The 13,831-nt window shown below is 60.5% G+C and carries 14 protein-coding genes, 1 tRNA gene and 1 pseudogene; 9 read left to right on the forward strand and 7 right to left on the reverse strand.

The window, feature by feature from the left end; genetic code table 11:
* The 3 genes from OQK_RS09215 to OQK_RS09225 all read left to right on the forward strand — a co-directional run.
* Positions 1-598, forward strand: a 598-nt coding sequence (locus tag OQK_RS09215) for a S41 family peptidase (RefSeq protein WP_038860797.1), incomplete at its 5' end; no start/stop codon positions are given.
* Between the two features lie 2 nt (positions 599-600).
* Complete coding sequence (locus OQK_RS09220) at positions 601-1,377, forward strand: divergent polysaccharide deacetylase family protein (RefSeq protein WP_016772119.1); 777 nt, start codon at positions 601-603, stop codon at positions 1,375-1,377.
* Between the two features lie 117 nt (positions 1,378-1,494).
* On the forward strand, positions 1,495-2,871 hold the full coding sequence (locus OQK_RS09225) for a Vps62-related protein (protein ID WP_016772120.1): 1,377 nt from the start codon (positions 1,495-1,497) through the stop codon (positions 2,869-2,871).
* Here OQK_RS09225 and OQK_RS09230 read toward each other — a convergent pair.
* The 7 genes from OQK_RS09230 to OQK_RS09260 all read right to left on the reverse strand — a co-directional run bounded on the left by OQK_RS09230 (position 2,852) and on the right by OQK_RS09260 (position 8,668).
* A complete protein-coding gene (locus tag OQK_RS09230) occupies positions 2,852-3,607 on the reverse strand; it encodes a substrate-binding periplasmic protein (RefSeq protein WP_016772121.1) in 756 nt (251 codons plus the stop codon). The genes OQK_RS09225 and OQK_RS09230 overlap by 20 nt on opposite strands.
* 73 nt (positions 3,608-3,680) lie before the next feature.
* On the reverse strand, positions 3,681-4,451 hold the full coding sequence (hisF, locus tag OQK_RS09235) for an imidazole glycerol phosphate synthase subunit HisF (protein ID WP_016772122.1): 771 nt from the start codon (positions 4,449-4,451) through the stop codon (positions 3,681-3,683).
* Between the two features lie 9 nt (positions 4,452-4,460).
* Entirely contained in the window at positions 4,461-5,198 is a 738-nt protein-coding gene (gene hisA, locus OQK_RS09240) for a 1-(5-phosphoribosyl)-5-[(5-phosphoribosylamino)methylideneamino]imidazole-4-carboxamide isomerase (protein ID WP_003220753.1), read from the reverse strand.
* Positions 5,199-5,240: 42 nt separating this feature from the next.
* Entirely contained in the window at positions 5,241-5,501 is a 261-nt protein-coding gene (locus OQK_RS09245; RefSeq protein ID WP_016772123.1) for a DUF2164 domain-containing protein, read from the reverse strand.
* Positions 5,502-6,140, reverse strand: coding sequence for an imidazole glycerol phosphate synthase subunit HisH (gene hisH, locus OQK_RS09250; protein ID WP_016772124.1), 639 nt, complete (start codon positions 6,138-6,140; stop codon positions 5,502-5,504). It abuts the gene before it with no gap.
* On the reverse strand, positions 6,140-6,733 hold the full coding sequence (gene hisB, locus OQK_RS09255) for an imidazoleglycerol-phosphate dehydratase HisB (RefSeq protein ID WP_016772125.1): 594 nt from the start codon (positions 6,731-6,733) through the stop codon (positions 6,140-6,142). Before hisB ends, hisH begins: the two co-directional genes overlap by 1 nt.
* A gap of 270 nt (positions 6,734-7,003) precedes the next feature.
* Positions 7,004-8,668 carry an OFA family MFS transporter gene (locus OQK_RS09260; protein WP_016772126.1) on the reverse strand — a complete coding sequence of 555 codons (1,665 nt, stop codon included), beginning with the start codon at positions 8,666-8,668 and terminating at the stop codon, positions 7,004-7,006.
* 231 nt (positions 8,669-8,899) lie between these two features.
* Between OQK_RS09260 and OQK_RS31130 the strand changes: the two are divergent.
* From OQK_RS31130 to OQK_RS09285, 6 genes and pseudogenes are all read left to right on the forward strand, one after another.
* Positions 8,900-9,114 (forward strand): annotated as a pseudogene (locus OQK_RS31130) (aspartate 1-decarboxylase autocleavage activator PanM); the annotation flags it as partial.
* Between the two features lie 78 nt (positions 9,115-9,192).
* Positions 9,193-11,409, forward strand: a complete 2,217-nt coding sequence (locus OQK_RS09265) for an AsmA family protein (RefSeq protein WP_016772127.1) — start codon at positions 9,193-9,195, stop codon at positions 11,407-11,409.
* A complete protein-coding gene (gene mutY / locus OQK_RS09270; RefSeq protein ID WP_016772128.1) occupies positions 11,406-12,473 on the forward strand; it encodes an A/G-specific adenine glycosylase in 1,068 nt (355 codons plus the stop codon). Before OQK_RS09265 ends, mutY begins: the two co-directional genes overlap by 4 nt.
* Positions 12,470-12,742 (forward strand): oxidative damage protection protein, encoded by a 273-nt coding sequence (locus OQK_RS09275; protein WP_016772129.1) that lies wholly within the window; start codon positions 12,470-12,472, stop codon positions 12,740-12,742. The genes mutY and OQK_RS09275 overlap by 4 nt, the downstream gene beginning before the upstream one ends.
* A 91-nt stretch (positions 12,743-12,833) precedes the next feature.
* A tRNA-Phe gene (locus tag OQK_RS09280) sits at positions 12,834-12,909 on the forward strand.
* 406 nt (positions 12,910-13,315) lie between these two features.
* Positions 13,316-13,831 (forward strand): pyridoxal-phosphate dependent enzyme (locus OQK_RS09285; protein WP_038860799.1); only part of this gene is annotated, 516 nt, incomplete at its 3' end.

The raw sequence follows: 13,831 nt of genomic DNA on the forward strand, positions 1-13,831 counted from the left end.
CATTCTCGACCTGCGCAACAACCCGGGCGGCGTACTGCAATCGGCAGTGGAAGTGGTCGACCACTTCATCACCAAAGGCCTGATCGTCTACACCAAGGGCCGCATCGCCAACTCCGAATTGCGCTTCTCCGCCACCGGCAAGGACGAAAGCGAAGCGGTGCCGATGGTCGTGCTGATCAACGGCGGCAGTGCCTCGGCTTCGGAAATCGTCGCCGGCGCCCTGCAGGACCAGAAACGTGCCGTGGTCATGGGCACCACCAGTTTCGGCAAGGGCTCGGTGCAGACCGTGCTGCCGCTGAACAACGACCGCGCGCTGAAGATCACCACCGCGCTGTACTTCACGCCGAACGGCCGCTCGATCCAGGCTCAGGGCATCGTGCCGGACATCGAAGTGCGCCGCGCGAAGATCACCAACGAAGCCGACAGCGAATACTTCAAGGAAGCCGATCTGCAAGGTCACTTGGGCAACGGCAACGGCGGCGCCGACAAACCGAGCGGTTCCGGCGGCAAGGCCAAAGCGATGCCGCAGGATGACGATTACCAGCTGGCCCAGGCCCTGAGCCTGCTCAAAGGCCTGAGCATCACCTCCGGCCGCTGAGGATGTTGCTCCGCGCACTCTGCGTCCTGTTGTGCTGTCTGGCGGGCTTTGCCCAAGCAGAGTCCGCCATCTCTTCCCCGCACAAGGCCTACCTGACATTGATCATCGATGACCTGGGGCAGAACCTGCCCCGGGATCGTCGCGTGCTCGCCCTGCCCGGCCCGGTCACGGCGGCGATCATGCCCGACACCCCCCACGCCAGCGAATTTGCCCGCGAAGCCCATCGCGCCGGCAAAATCGTCATCCTGCACATGCCCATGGATCCGGCCACCGGGCCGTACGCCTGGCACCCCAAACTGCCCATCGAAGAGCTGCAGAAACGCCTGAATGCCGCGTTTGAAAAAGTCCCGTTCACCGCCGGCATCAACAATCACATGGGCAGCCGCATGACCGCGCAGCCTGCGGCGATGGCATGGTTGATGGGCGAATTGCAGCGTCGGCACAAGTTCTTCGTCGACAGCCGCACCAGCGCTCAAACGGTCGCTGCGCAGCAGGCGCAGAAAATCGATCTGGCCAGCGTTTCCAGAGACGTGTTTCTCGATGATGAGCGCACCGAAGCGGCCATTGCCAATCAGTTGCAGACCGCGATCACCCTGGCGCACAAACAGGGCTCAGCGGTGTTGATCGGCCATCCGTATCCGCAGACCCTGGCGGTTTTAGAGCGCGAATTACCCAAGCTCAAAGCGCAAGGCATCGACTGGATCGATATCCGGCAGATGATCAGCGTGCGCAGCAACCGGGCCATGGCTGGGCATGGCAAGGATGGCGTTTACCGGTAAAACCCTGTGACGCTGGCACATACATAGTTACCACCCGATAACCGTCCCCGTTTCCGATAGTGCGACCTGCAACAGGTCGCGACGCCCTCGCGTCGCTTTCAACTATCAGGAATCATCATGACTATCGAAGACAATATCGCAGCGCTGCCACGGCAAATGGAACCGATCATCCAGGACAGCCTGCTGATCAACTTCACCACGGAATTCAATCGGGTCTGGAGCAGCAACGGCTCGAAAGCGAAACCCGCCACCTTCTGGCGCCCTGCCCCCGCTCCGGATGCACTGCCGGGCTATTTCCCGCTGGGCGATATGCTGATCCCCGGCGATGCCAATATCAACGGCGAAGTAGTCGCGGCCGTGGTCTGCGAGAGGGATTTGAAAGGAGTCGAAAACGCCAGAGGCAAGGCACTGGCGCGTCCGGTCGATTTTGAACTGGTCTGGAAAGAAACCGGGGCGCCCGTTGTTGCGCGCCTGTCGATCTGGCGCCCTTTGGCACCTGTCGGTTACGTCGCCTTGGGGCAAGTCTGCACCACCGATCATTGCAAACCTTCGCTCAACTCAGTGCGTTGCGTCAGGGTCGACCTCGTCGTCGCGGCGAACCTCGGCGAGTTGATCTGGAATGACAAAGGTAGCGGCGCCAAAATGAGTTTCAGCGCCTACGCCATCGAACCGCCGACTGCGGCAGCAGGCGAAATCCTGTTTGCAGCGGGCACATTCGCCGGCATTCAGGGCTACAGCAAGCCTGCGGCACCTTCATCGGCGTACGCGTTGCGCATGCAGATCCCTGTGCAACTGAGCGAACCACCGCAGGTTCCGGTTCTCGGTGGCTATGCCAAGCCAGCCGAAAGCGAACCCGCCACAGTCACACATGTTGCCCGCCTGCCTTGGTTCGCGGTGCGAGACCATGCGCATCCCGGTGAGCAGTTTCGCAACTCACCTTACTACGCACTCAAGAGGACCGACCAATACGTGCTCATCGGTTATGAGCGCAATGAGGCAGACACATACCGCGCGAGAAAATGGACTGCGCCGCGCGCGCAGAGCGCCGTGACGATGCGGATGTTCCATAGCTTCACCGCGATGGAAATTGTAAAAGCCTGGCCATCCGCGCCTCTGAGCGACATCCGCACGACCAGATTCTCGGCTTGCCTGCCGAAGGCCCTGACCCACACTGAAGCGTCTTCCAACGGCTGGCACGAGCTGCGACCGCAGATCGTGATTGCCATGGTGCCAAAACAATCAGCCGTAGCGGTCTATCAGATGCAAAGCCATTACGAACTGGTGAGGGAAGACGGTACTCAAGTGGCGGTCGATTTCGGCTATACCGACGACTCCAGCGTTCTGCTGACGCAATACCCGCCGCAATCCATCGAGTCAGTCAGTTCGTGCCCATCGCTGACGTCGGATATCCCCGCTGAGACAGGCATCGACAGCACCAACGTAGAAGCGCTGCCATCGCCTGATCTGGATGTGGTCACAGATAGCGCGCCATGATTTCATCGACCACGCCTTCCTTGCGCAACTGATCCAGCGCGGTCTGCAACCTGGCGACGACGTCATCGGAAACATCCTTGTTCAGCGCCAGGTACAACTCGGCGCTGTTGAAGCGCAGCACGGTCTTCAGACCGGTCACGCCATCCTGCCGTGCCAGATAACGGCCGGCAGGATCACCCGTGGCCCACAGATCGATCTGGCCATTGAGCAGCTTTCTAGCGTTGTCCTGATCGCGCAGCACCACCACCGGTTTGAGGCCTTGCTTGGTGAGTGTCTCGGCAATCGCATCACCCTTGTAGGCGCCGATCTTGTATTTGCGCGCGTCGTTAAGGGTGTCGAGGGTGATCTTGCTGTCAGCCTTGGCCAGCAGGATCCAGTCATCCGGGCCGATCGGGCCGACCCATTTGAACAGTCTTTCGCGATCGGGCAGGCGCGCCATGACGAAGGCCCCGTAACCGGGATTTTCCAGGGCGAGCTTGTAGACACGTTCCCAGGGGAAACGCAGGGTCAGGCTGTAAGTGAGGCCGGCGCGCTGGAACATCTCACGAACGATGTCCGTGGCAATACCGTTGATGTTGTCGCCCTGGGCGAAATTCTTGCCGTTCTTCGCCATGTTGTACGGCGGGAAGTTCTCAGTGAGCAGCACCAGATCGGTGTCGGGACTGGTTTCGGCCCGGGCATTGCTGATGAACAACAACGAGGCGCTGGCGAGAACAACAAGCAGGCGTTTGATCATGTCGGGCTACCGGAATCCATGGCGTGCCCAAGAGTGCCTTGGGCGCGCCATGCTGTCCACTGGCCTGTACGCTTTAGCGCATGACGATGCCGCGATGCGACATGTAGGCCTTGGCTTCCTGCACGGTGTATTCGCCGAAGTGGAAAATACTTGCCGCCAGCACCGCACTGGCATGGCCTTCGAGAATGCCGTCGGCCAGATGCTGCAAATTGCCGACGCCGCCGGAAGCGATCACCGGAATGCCCAGCGCGTCGCTGATGGCGCGGGTCACGCCGAGGTCGAAGCCGTTTTTCATGCCGTCCTGATCCATGCTCGTCAGCAGGATCTCGCCGGCACCGAGGCCTTCCATTTTCTTCGCCCACTCGACCGCGTCGAGGCCGGTCGGCTTGCGCCCGCCGTGGGTGAAGATTTCCCAGCGCGGGGTTTCGCCGGGGCCGGAGACTTTCTTGGCGTCGATGGCGACGACGATGCACTGCGAGCCGAAATGCTGCGCGGCTTCGCCAACGAACTCCGGATTGAACACGGCGGCGGTGTTGATCGACACTTTGTCCGCGCCTGCATTGAGCAGGTTGCGGATATCCTGCACGGTACGCACGCCGCCGCCGACGGTCAGCGGAATGAACACCTGGCTGGCCATGCGCTCGACGGTATGCAGCGTAGTGTCACGACCATCGACGCTGGCGGTGATGTCGAGAAAGGTAATCTCGTCGGCGCCCTGCTCGTCGTAGCGACGGGCGATTTCCACCGGGTCACCGGCGTCGCGGATGTTCTCGAACTTCACACCTTTGACGACCCGGCCGTTGTCCACGTCCAGGCAAGGGATGATGCGTTTGGCTAACGCCATGGTCAGTCCTCAGCCTTGGTACGAATCGCAGAAAGCTTGCGCTTCGGCGACATCGAGAGTGCCTTCGTAGATCGCCCGGCCGGTAATCGCGCCGATGATGCCCGGTGCCTTGGCGTCGAGCAGCGACTTGATGTCACCCAGGTTATGGATGCCACCGGAAGCGATCACCGGGATCTTCGTTGCCGCAGCCAGCGCAGCGGTGAACGGTACGTTGCAGCCCTGCATCATGCCGTCTTTGGCGATGTCGGTATAAACGATAGAGGACACGCCGTCGGCTTCAAACTGCTTGGCCAGGTCAATGACCTGCACAGTGCTGATCTCAGCCCAGCCGTCGGTGGCGACGAAGCCGTCCTTGGCGTCCAGACCCACGATGATCTTGCCCGGGAAGGCGCGGCAGGCTTCAGCGACGAACGCCGGATCTTTCACGGCTTTGGTGCCGATGATCACGTAGCTCACGCCAGCCTTGACGTAATGCTCGATGGTTTCCAGCGAACGGATACCGCCGCCAATCTGGATCGGCAGGGTCGGGTAACGCTTGGCGATTGCGGTAACCACTTCGCCGTTGACCGGCTGACCTTCGAACGCGCCGTTCAGGTCGACCAGATGCAGACGGCGGCAACCGCCCTCCACCCACTTGGCAGCCATGCTCACCGGGTCATCGGAGAACACCGTGGAATCTTCCATGCGGCCCTGGCGCAGACGTACGCAGGCACCGTCTTTGAGATCGATAGCGGGAATAATCAGCATCTGGCAAACCTTAAAATTGGAATGTTCAGCTTGGCTCGGGAATCAGTTTTTCTCGAGCGCCCACAGGTCGCTTTCGATGCTTTCAAACCGTTCCTTGAGGTGGGTCTGCACATCGAAAATCGCCCTGTTGTAATAGTGCGGAGCAATCTCGCGGGTAAACAGCTCAAGAATTTCCGCCGCCTCGAACGAACCCAGGTCCAATTCGAAACGATCTTCCATGAACCGCTGAATCTTGCGACTGGCCTCGCTCTCCTGCTCGGGAGTGAGGGTCAGAATCGGCGGTTTGGATTTCTTGACAGCCATCTACCAGCGACCGTCCCACGCAGCGAAGTTCTGCAGCAGTTGCAGGCCGTGGGTATGGCTTTTCTCCGGGTGGAACTGCACGGCGAAACGCGAACCGTCGGCCAGCGCTGCGGCGAAATCGACACCGTAATGACCGCTGCCTACCACCTGCCGCGCATTGGCGGCGGCGATGTAGTAGCTGTGCACGAAGTAGAAACGCGCCAGATCCGGGATGTCATGCCACAACGGGTGACTGATGTTCTGCTTCACCTCGTTCCAGCCCATGTGCGGGACCTTCAGGTGCTCGCCGTCTTCGTGCAGATCCTTGCCGAAGAATTTCACCGCGCCCGGAAACAGGCCGATGCAGTCGACGCCGGCGTTCTCTTCGCTGGTATCGAGCAGGGCTTGCATGCCGACACAGATGCCGAGGAACGGCCGATCCTGGCTGACCTCACGGACCAGCGAATCGAAGCCGAGGCGACGGATCTCCGCCATGCAATCGCGAATCGCGCCAACGCCCGGGAATACCACGCGGTCGGCTTCGCGAATCACGTTCGCATCGCTGGTAATCAGCACCTTGCCAGCGCCGACGTGCTCAAGAGCCTTGGCCACCGAGTGCAGATTGCCCATGCCGTAGTCGATAACTGCAACCGTCTGCATTACAGAACGCCTTTGGTCGACGGCATTTGCCCGGCCATGCGCTCGTCCAGCTCGACGGCCATGCGCAGCGCGCGGCCGAAAGCCTTGAACACGGTTTCGATCTGGTGGTGGGTGTTGGTGCCGCGCAGGTTGTCGATGTGCACGCTGACCAGCGCGTGGTTGACGAAGCCCTGGAAAAACTCCTGGAACAGGTCAACGTCGAAACCGCCGACGGTAGCGCGGGTGTACGGCACGTGCATCTGCAAGCCCGGGCGACCGGAGAAATCGATCACCACGCGCGACAGCGCTTCATCGAGCGGCACGTAGGCATGGCCGTAGCGACGGATGCCTTTCTTGTCGCCGATGGCTTTGGCAAACGCCTGGCCGAGGGTGATACCGACGTCTTCCACCGTATGGTGGTCGTCGATATGCAGATCGCCCTTGCATTCGATATCCAGGTCGATCAACCCGTGACGGGCGATCTGATCCAGCATGTGCTCAAGAAAAGGTACACCGATATCGAATCGGGCCTTTCCGGTGCCATCAAGGTTGATCGAGGCTTTGATCTGGGTTTCCAGAGTGTCGCGCTCGACAGACGCCTTACGTTCGGCCATCACCAGCTCCGCAAAATCATTGGGCGAAAAAGGCAGCCATTATAGGCACGCAGGAAGCAAACAGAAACACGAGAGGTGAGATGGCTGACGGATAGAACGCCCGGCTGTCGCGGGTAGACATGTCCATACAAGCGAGAAGGGATGATGATCGCTCCCACGCTCTGCGTGGGAGTGCAGCCCCGGACGCTCCGCGTCCGCTTCAAATGTGACGCAGAGCGTCACGGGAGGCATTCCCACGCAGAGCGTGGGAACGATCAAAGGTAAATGACCTTAGTGAAACAGTACCGCCGTCTTCTGCAGGGTCACCCACACACCCCACGCCAACGGAATACCCACCACCAGCCATGCCGCGATCGCCAGAGGCTTGGTGCCCGGCGCCGCTTTCCACTCCAGAACGGTGCTGGCATCGGCACCCTTGTCGTGGCCCAGCGCCTGTTCGGCGGCCAGTTCGGCGTCGGTCATGAAGTACTTGTCGGCCACCGGGCGCACCATCAGGTTGCACAGGAAGCCCAGCACCAGCAGGCCGGCGAGGATGTACAAAGTGATGTCGTAAGCGGCAGCGCGTTCCACGCCGATGCTCAACTGATACTCACGCAGGTAGTTCACCAGCACCGGACCGAGCACCCCGGCAGCGGCCCAGGCAGTCAGCAGCCGACCGTGGATCGCACCGACCATCTGTGTACCGAACAGGTCGGCCAGATACGCCGGAACGGTGGCAAAACCACCGCCGTACATCGACAGGATGATGCAGAACGCCGCCACGAACAGCGCAACGTTGCCCAGATGGCCCATGTTCGGAATCAGCGCGTACAGGGCAAAACCCAGCGCGAAGAACACGAAGTATGTGTTCTTGCGCCCCAGGTAGTCCGAGAACGAGGCCCAGAAGAAGCGGCCACCGATGTTGAACAGGCTCAGCAGACCAGTGAAGCCCGCTGCGATCGCCGCGATCGAGGCCAGTTGGCCAGCGTCGAGTTGACCGAACGGCACATCGACGCCCAGCAGTTTGCCGCCGAACACTTCCTGCAACAGTGGCGAAGCCATGCCGAGGATACCGATACCCGCCGACACGTTCAGGCACAGCACCAGCCAGACCAGACGGAATTGCGGGGTTTTCCACGCTACGTTCACGTGGACGTGACGGTTGGTGATCATGGCGTTGGAAGCTTTCTTCGCCGGAGCGGTCCAGCCTTCAGGTTTCCAGCCGGTTGGCGGCACGCGGTAGGACAGTGCGCCACCGATCATGAACACGAAGTAAATGGCCGCCATGGCCACGAAGCTCTGCCACACGCCCACGCCTTCTGGCGAAGCGAAGTGGCTCATCAGCGCAGTCGCCAATGGAGCGCCGACCATCGCGCCGCCACCGAAGCCCATGATCGCCATGCCGGTTGCCATGCCGCGCTTGTCCGGGAACCACTTGATCAGGGTCGACACCGGCGAGATATAGCCCAGGCCCAGACCGATACCGCCGATCACGCCGGAGCCGATCCACATCAGCCAGATCTGGTGGGTATAGATACCCAGCGCGGAAATCAGCAGACCGCCGCACCAGCACAAGGCCGAGACCACGCCCGCTTTACGAGGCCCGGCGTGTTCCAGCCAGCCACCCCAGATCGCTGCCGAGCAGCCGAGGAAGATGAAGAACAGCGTGTAGATCCAGCCGAGCATGGAGATCGGCCAGTCGCAGTTCGACGAAAATACCTGTGCGATGAAGCTCATGTCCGGCGCGCAAGCCACCGGCGCGGTAACGCCGAGTGCCTTGGACAGCGGCAACCAGAACACCGAGAAGCCGTAGGCCATGCCGATGCACAGGTGAATGGCCAAAGCGGCCGGTGGAACCAGCCAGCGGTTGAAACCGGGCTTGGCGATGATGCGTTCCTTGGACAGGAACGCAGGCTGGTCGGCTTTGAGGCCGTCCGCCGTGATGCTCGTGCTCATTGTGTATCCCCCAATTGTTAGTATGGTTCGCCAGCCACTGCTCACCCTCGGCCTTATGCACGCAGGCATGACCGTTTTTTCAGGTGAAGCTCCTTGAAGGCGCGACGTTAAGTCGCAGACGGGCGGACGAACTGGCGAAGGTTACCATTCTCAGGTGACAGAAAAACCAAACTGATATCACCTTTTTTCAAGTCATCTGTTCTCGTACGACTCGGGAAGCCGCCAACCCCGCGTCTGCAAAGGCACCACGCCGTTTGCTACTTGTCCCATTTATGCGTGTGAAAAGTTACCCGTCGCCTGGGCGTGACTGCACGACGGGTGAACCAAGCGCAAAAAATGGCGTCGCAAGCGGGGGCCGGATTGCGCCCTCTGGCGCCCGCCGGGCATCCTCAAGCGCAGGCCCTGTGGCGAAGTTGCAGGTGCCACCGCCGACCCTCGGCAGATGACGCCACACCGAACCGGGTGCCGGCAGCGCTATACTCCCCGGCCATATGACCAATTCGACTAACTACAAGGACTCGCCCATGAAAGCGTTCGGCAAAATCCTGGGTCTGGTACTTCTCGGGCTGTTGCTGATCATTGTGGCGGCAGGCTTTGCCCTGACCCACCTCTTCGATCCCAACGACTATAAAGACGAGATCCGCCAGATTGCCCGCGACAAGGCCCACATCGAGCTGACGCTCAATGGCGATATCGGCTGGAGCCTGTTCCCGTGGCTCGGCCTGGAATTGCACGAAGCCAGCGTCGCCACCCTGGCCAAACCTGCCGAACCGTTTGCCGACTTGCAGATGCTCGGCCTGTCCGTGCGCGTGCTGCCGCTGTTGCGCCGCGAAGTGCAGATGAGTGACGTGCGCGTCGAAGGCCTCAACTTGCGCCTGAACCGTGACAAGAACGGCCACGGCAACTGGGAAGACATCGGCAAGGTGCCTGTGGCGCCAGGCTCGACGCCACCCGCCACAGCGGGCGCGACCGCCAGCGAGCCGACCGTCGCCGTGGAAAAACCGGCGCAACCGATCCGCCTCGACATCGACAGCCTGACCGTCAACAACGCCCGCGTTGAATACACCGATGAGCTGACCGGCAAGCAGTTCAGTGCCGAAAGCATTCAGTTGAGCACCGGCCCGGTACACGATTCGACCAATATCCCGGTGAAAGCCACCGCGTTCCTTGGCACCAACCAACCGGTACTGCGCGTGCGCACCGAGCTCAACGGCGAGCTGCGCTTCGAGCGCGCCTTGCAGCGTTACAAGTTCGAAGACCTGAAGCTGACCGGCGAACTCGCTGGCGATCCGCTGCAAGGCAAGACCATGACCTTCTCCGCTCAAGGTCAGTTGCTGCTGGACAAGGCAGCGAATGTCGCCGAATGGACCGGCATCAAGATTTCCGCCAACCAGTTGCGCGCCCTGGGCGAGCTGAAAGCCAACGACCTCGACAAGACGCCACAGATCAGCGGCGGCATTTCCATTGCCCAGTTCGATCTGGCGAAATTCGTCGACAGCATCGGCCAGACACTGCCGGCGATGGGCGAAGGCAGCCTGAGCAAGGTCGAACTGGTCAGCCGCGTTGCTGCCACTCCGACCAGCCTGTCGTTCGACAACATCAACCTGAAACTCGATGACAGCAGCTTCAGCGGCCGCATCGCCATCGAGGACTTCGCCAAACAGTCGTTGCGCGCGATTCTCAAGGCCGACACGTTCAACGTCGACCGTTACCTGCCACCGAAATCGGCCCAGGCCAACAGCGCCACGCAAACCCGTCAGGCCGAAGTCGCCAGCACCGAGGCCGGCGCCGTCGCAGGCACCACGCCGCTGCCGGACAAACCGAGCAAAACCGCCTGGAGCACCGAGCGCCTGCTACCGGTCGAACGCCTGGCCAAACTCGACGTCGATGCCGATCTGACTTTCGGCCAACTGACCCTCGACAAGCTACCGATCCAGAACGCCGCGCTCAAAGCCACCGGCCAGGGCGGCCTGCTGACGCTGACTAACCTGAGCGGTGATCTGTACAACGGCGGCTTCGTCGCCAACGGCACACTCGACGTGCGCCCAAGCGCGCCGGTGGTGAACCTGCAGACCCGGCTCAACCGCGTGCCGGCGGAAAAAATCATTGAAAGCCAAGGCAAGAATCCGCCGGTCAAAGGTCTGGTAACGCTGACCAGCAGCCTCACCGGCAGCGGCAACAGCCAACAGGCGTTGATCGATACGCTGAACGGCAACGCCAGTTTCGTCATCAACAACGGCGTGCTGCTCAACGCCAACCTTGAACAGCAATTGTGCAAAGGCATCGCCACCCTCAATCGCAAATCCCTAAGCGGCGAGCCACGGGGCAAGGACACACCGTTCGAAGAGCTCAAGGGCAACTTGACCGTGCGCAACGGCGTCGCCAATAACCCCGACCTGAAAGTGCGCATCCCCGGCATGACCGTCAACGGTGACGGCGACATCGACCTGCGCGTGCTCGGCATGGATTACCGCGTCGGCATCATCGTCGAGGGCGATACCAGCGCCATGCCCGACCCGGCCTGTCAGGTCGGCGAGAAGTTCGTCGGCATCGAGTGGCCACTGCGCTGCCGTGGCCCGCTGGAACTGGGCGCCAAGGCCTGCCGTGTCGACAATGACCGTCTCGGTCAGGTCGCCAGCAAGATGGCTGGCAACAAGCTCAGCGAGAAAATCGACGAAAAACTGGGCGACAAAGTCAGCCCGGAATTGAAAGACGCGTTGAAGGGGCTGTTCAAGCGATGACAGCGGAGCAATTTTCCACGGCGGTGCTGGAGTGGTTCGACCGCCATGGCCGCCACGATTTGCCGTGGCAGCAAGACATCAATCCATATCGGGTCTGGGTGTCCGAAATCATGTTGCAGCAGACTCAGGTCAGCACCGTGCTCAACTATTTCGAGCGTTTCATGGCGGCGCTGCCAACAGTCGAAGCGCTGGCCGCAGCGCCGGAAGACGAGGTGCTGCACCTGTGGACCGGGTTGGGTTACTACACTCGCGCACGCAATCTGCAGAAGACCGCGAAGATCGTCGTCAACCAGTACGCTGGCGAATTCCCGCGTGACGTGGAAAAACTCACCGAGCTGCCAGGCATCGGCCTGTCCACCGCCGGGGCGATCGCCAGCATCAGCATGGGCCTGCGCGCGCCGATCCTCGACGGCAACGTCAAACGCGTGCTGGCGCGCTTCACTGCGCAAGAGGGCTACCCCGGCGAACCGAAGGTGGCCAAACAACTCTGGGCCAACGCCGAGCGCTTCACCCCGCACGATCGGGTCAACGCCTACACCCAGGCGATGATGGATCTTGGCGCGACACTCTGCACGCGCAGCAAGCCGAGCTGCCTGTTGTGCCCGCTCAAGCGTGGCTGTGAAGCGCACATGCTTGGCCTGGAAACCCGTTATCCGATTCCCAAGCCGCGCAAGGCCATCCCGCAGAAACGCACGCTGATGCCAATGCTGGCCAACGGCGAAGGTGCGATTCTGCTTTATCGCCGCCCGTCGACGGGACTGTGGGGCGGTTTGTGGAGCCTGCCGGAGCTGGATGATCTGGAAGATCTGCAACATCTGGCCGATCAGCACTCGCTGACCATGGGCCAGCAGCAGGCGCTGCCGACCCTGATTCACACCTTCAGCCATTTCCAGTTGTCCATCGAACCGTGGCTGGTTCAGGTGCAGGAAGCCAGCCATCACGTGGCCGAGGCCGACTGGCTCTGGTATAACCTCGCCACCCCGCCGCGCCTGGGCCTTGCTGCCCCGGTCAAGACCTTGCTCGAACGCGCGGCCGCCGTCTTGAATGCAGGAGAATCGCCATGACCCGCACCGTAATGTGCCGCAAGTACAAAGAAGAACTGCCCGCGCTGGAACGCGCGCCATTCCCGGGTGCCAAGGGCCAGGACATTTTCGACCACGTCTCGGCCAAGGCCTGGGCCGACTGGCAGAAACACCAGACCCTGCTGATCAACGAAAAGCGCCTGAACATGATGAACGCCGAAGATCGCAAATACCTGCAGGGCGAAATGGACAAGTACTTCTCCGGCGAGGAATACGCCAAGGCCGAAGGCTACGTGCCGCCAGCCGAATAACCGGTATATTTCGTAAGCGACGGAATTAATTTAAGAAATTTTCAAAAAGTCGTTGACGTAAATCCGAAAAACCCTTTTAATGCGCCCCGTTGCCCAGATAGCTCAGTCGGTAGAGCAGGGGATTGAAAATCCCCGTGTCGGCGGTTCGATTCCGTCTCTGGGCACCAAATACCGAAAACCCTGAATCGCAAGATTCAGGGTTTTTTAATGCCTGCGATTTGATCCACCTCCCCTCTTCCCCCTTCGATACACCCCTGCATTCCAGCTGTACTGGAAAAAACCGGAAATCTGTATCTCTCCGCGCAGATGGCGTTTCGCCAATACTTCACGCAAGCCTTGGCGAGCCAATGACTGGCTCTACTTTGCGCCCCGCAACACTCTGGACTCCTGTAGCCCTCAGAGCGCAAAACCTGATTTTTTGAATCGATCGGCGTCGCCCGCAAGGTCACTTCCTGTCCAGCAAAAAAATCTGAACCCAACCCACAGGCGAACTGCAGTTAGTGCTTTTCAAACATTCCAGGATGAATGCTGGCGCCCCCCGTGCGCCCGGCAAAAGAGCGAAACGGACGACGTATGATCAAGCAACTCATCAATGAAAACAGTTATGTCCAGATCGGCGATCTTTGCAGCGCAACGATCCAGCTGAAAATCGAAGGACTGAATCCTGCCGGCTCCATCAAGCTGAAGACCGCGCACGCGCTGATCACTGATCTTGAAGTCCGCGGACTGATCAACCACAAGACCCGCCTTATCGAATCCTCGTCGGGGAATCTGGGCGTTGCGCTGGCCATGGTTTGCGCCGCCAAGGGTTACCAGTTCGTTTGCGTAATCGACCCGAATATTTCCGCGCCGAACCGCAAGCTGATTCACGCCCTTGGCGCGCAATTGCTCATGGTCGATCAGCGTGACGAGAACGGCGGTTACCTGAATTCGCGGATTCGTCTGATCGAGCAACTGGTCGCTGATAACGCCGACTACATCTGGCTCAACCAGTACAAGAATCCGACCAACCCCCTCGCTCACTATCAAGCGACTGCCAGGTCCATCGCGAGCAAATTTGCGCACGTGGATTACCTGTTCGTCGGCGCT

Source organism: Pseudomonas sp. R62, assembly GCF_000257605.1.
GTDB lineage: Bacteria > Pseudomonadota > Gammaproteobacteria > Pseudomonadales > Pseudomonadaceae > Aquipseudomonas > Aquipseudomonas atacamensis.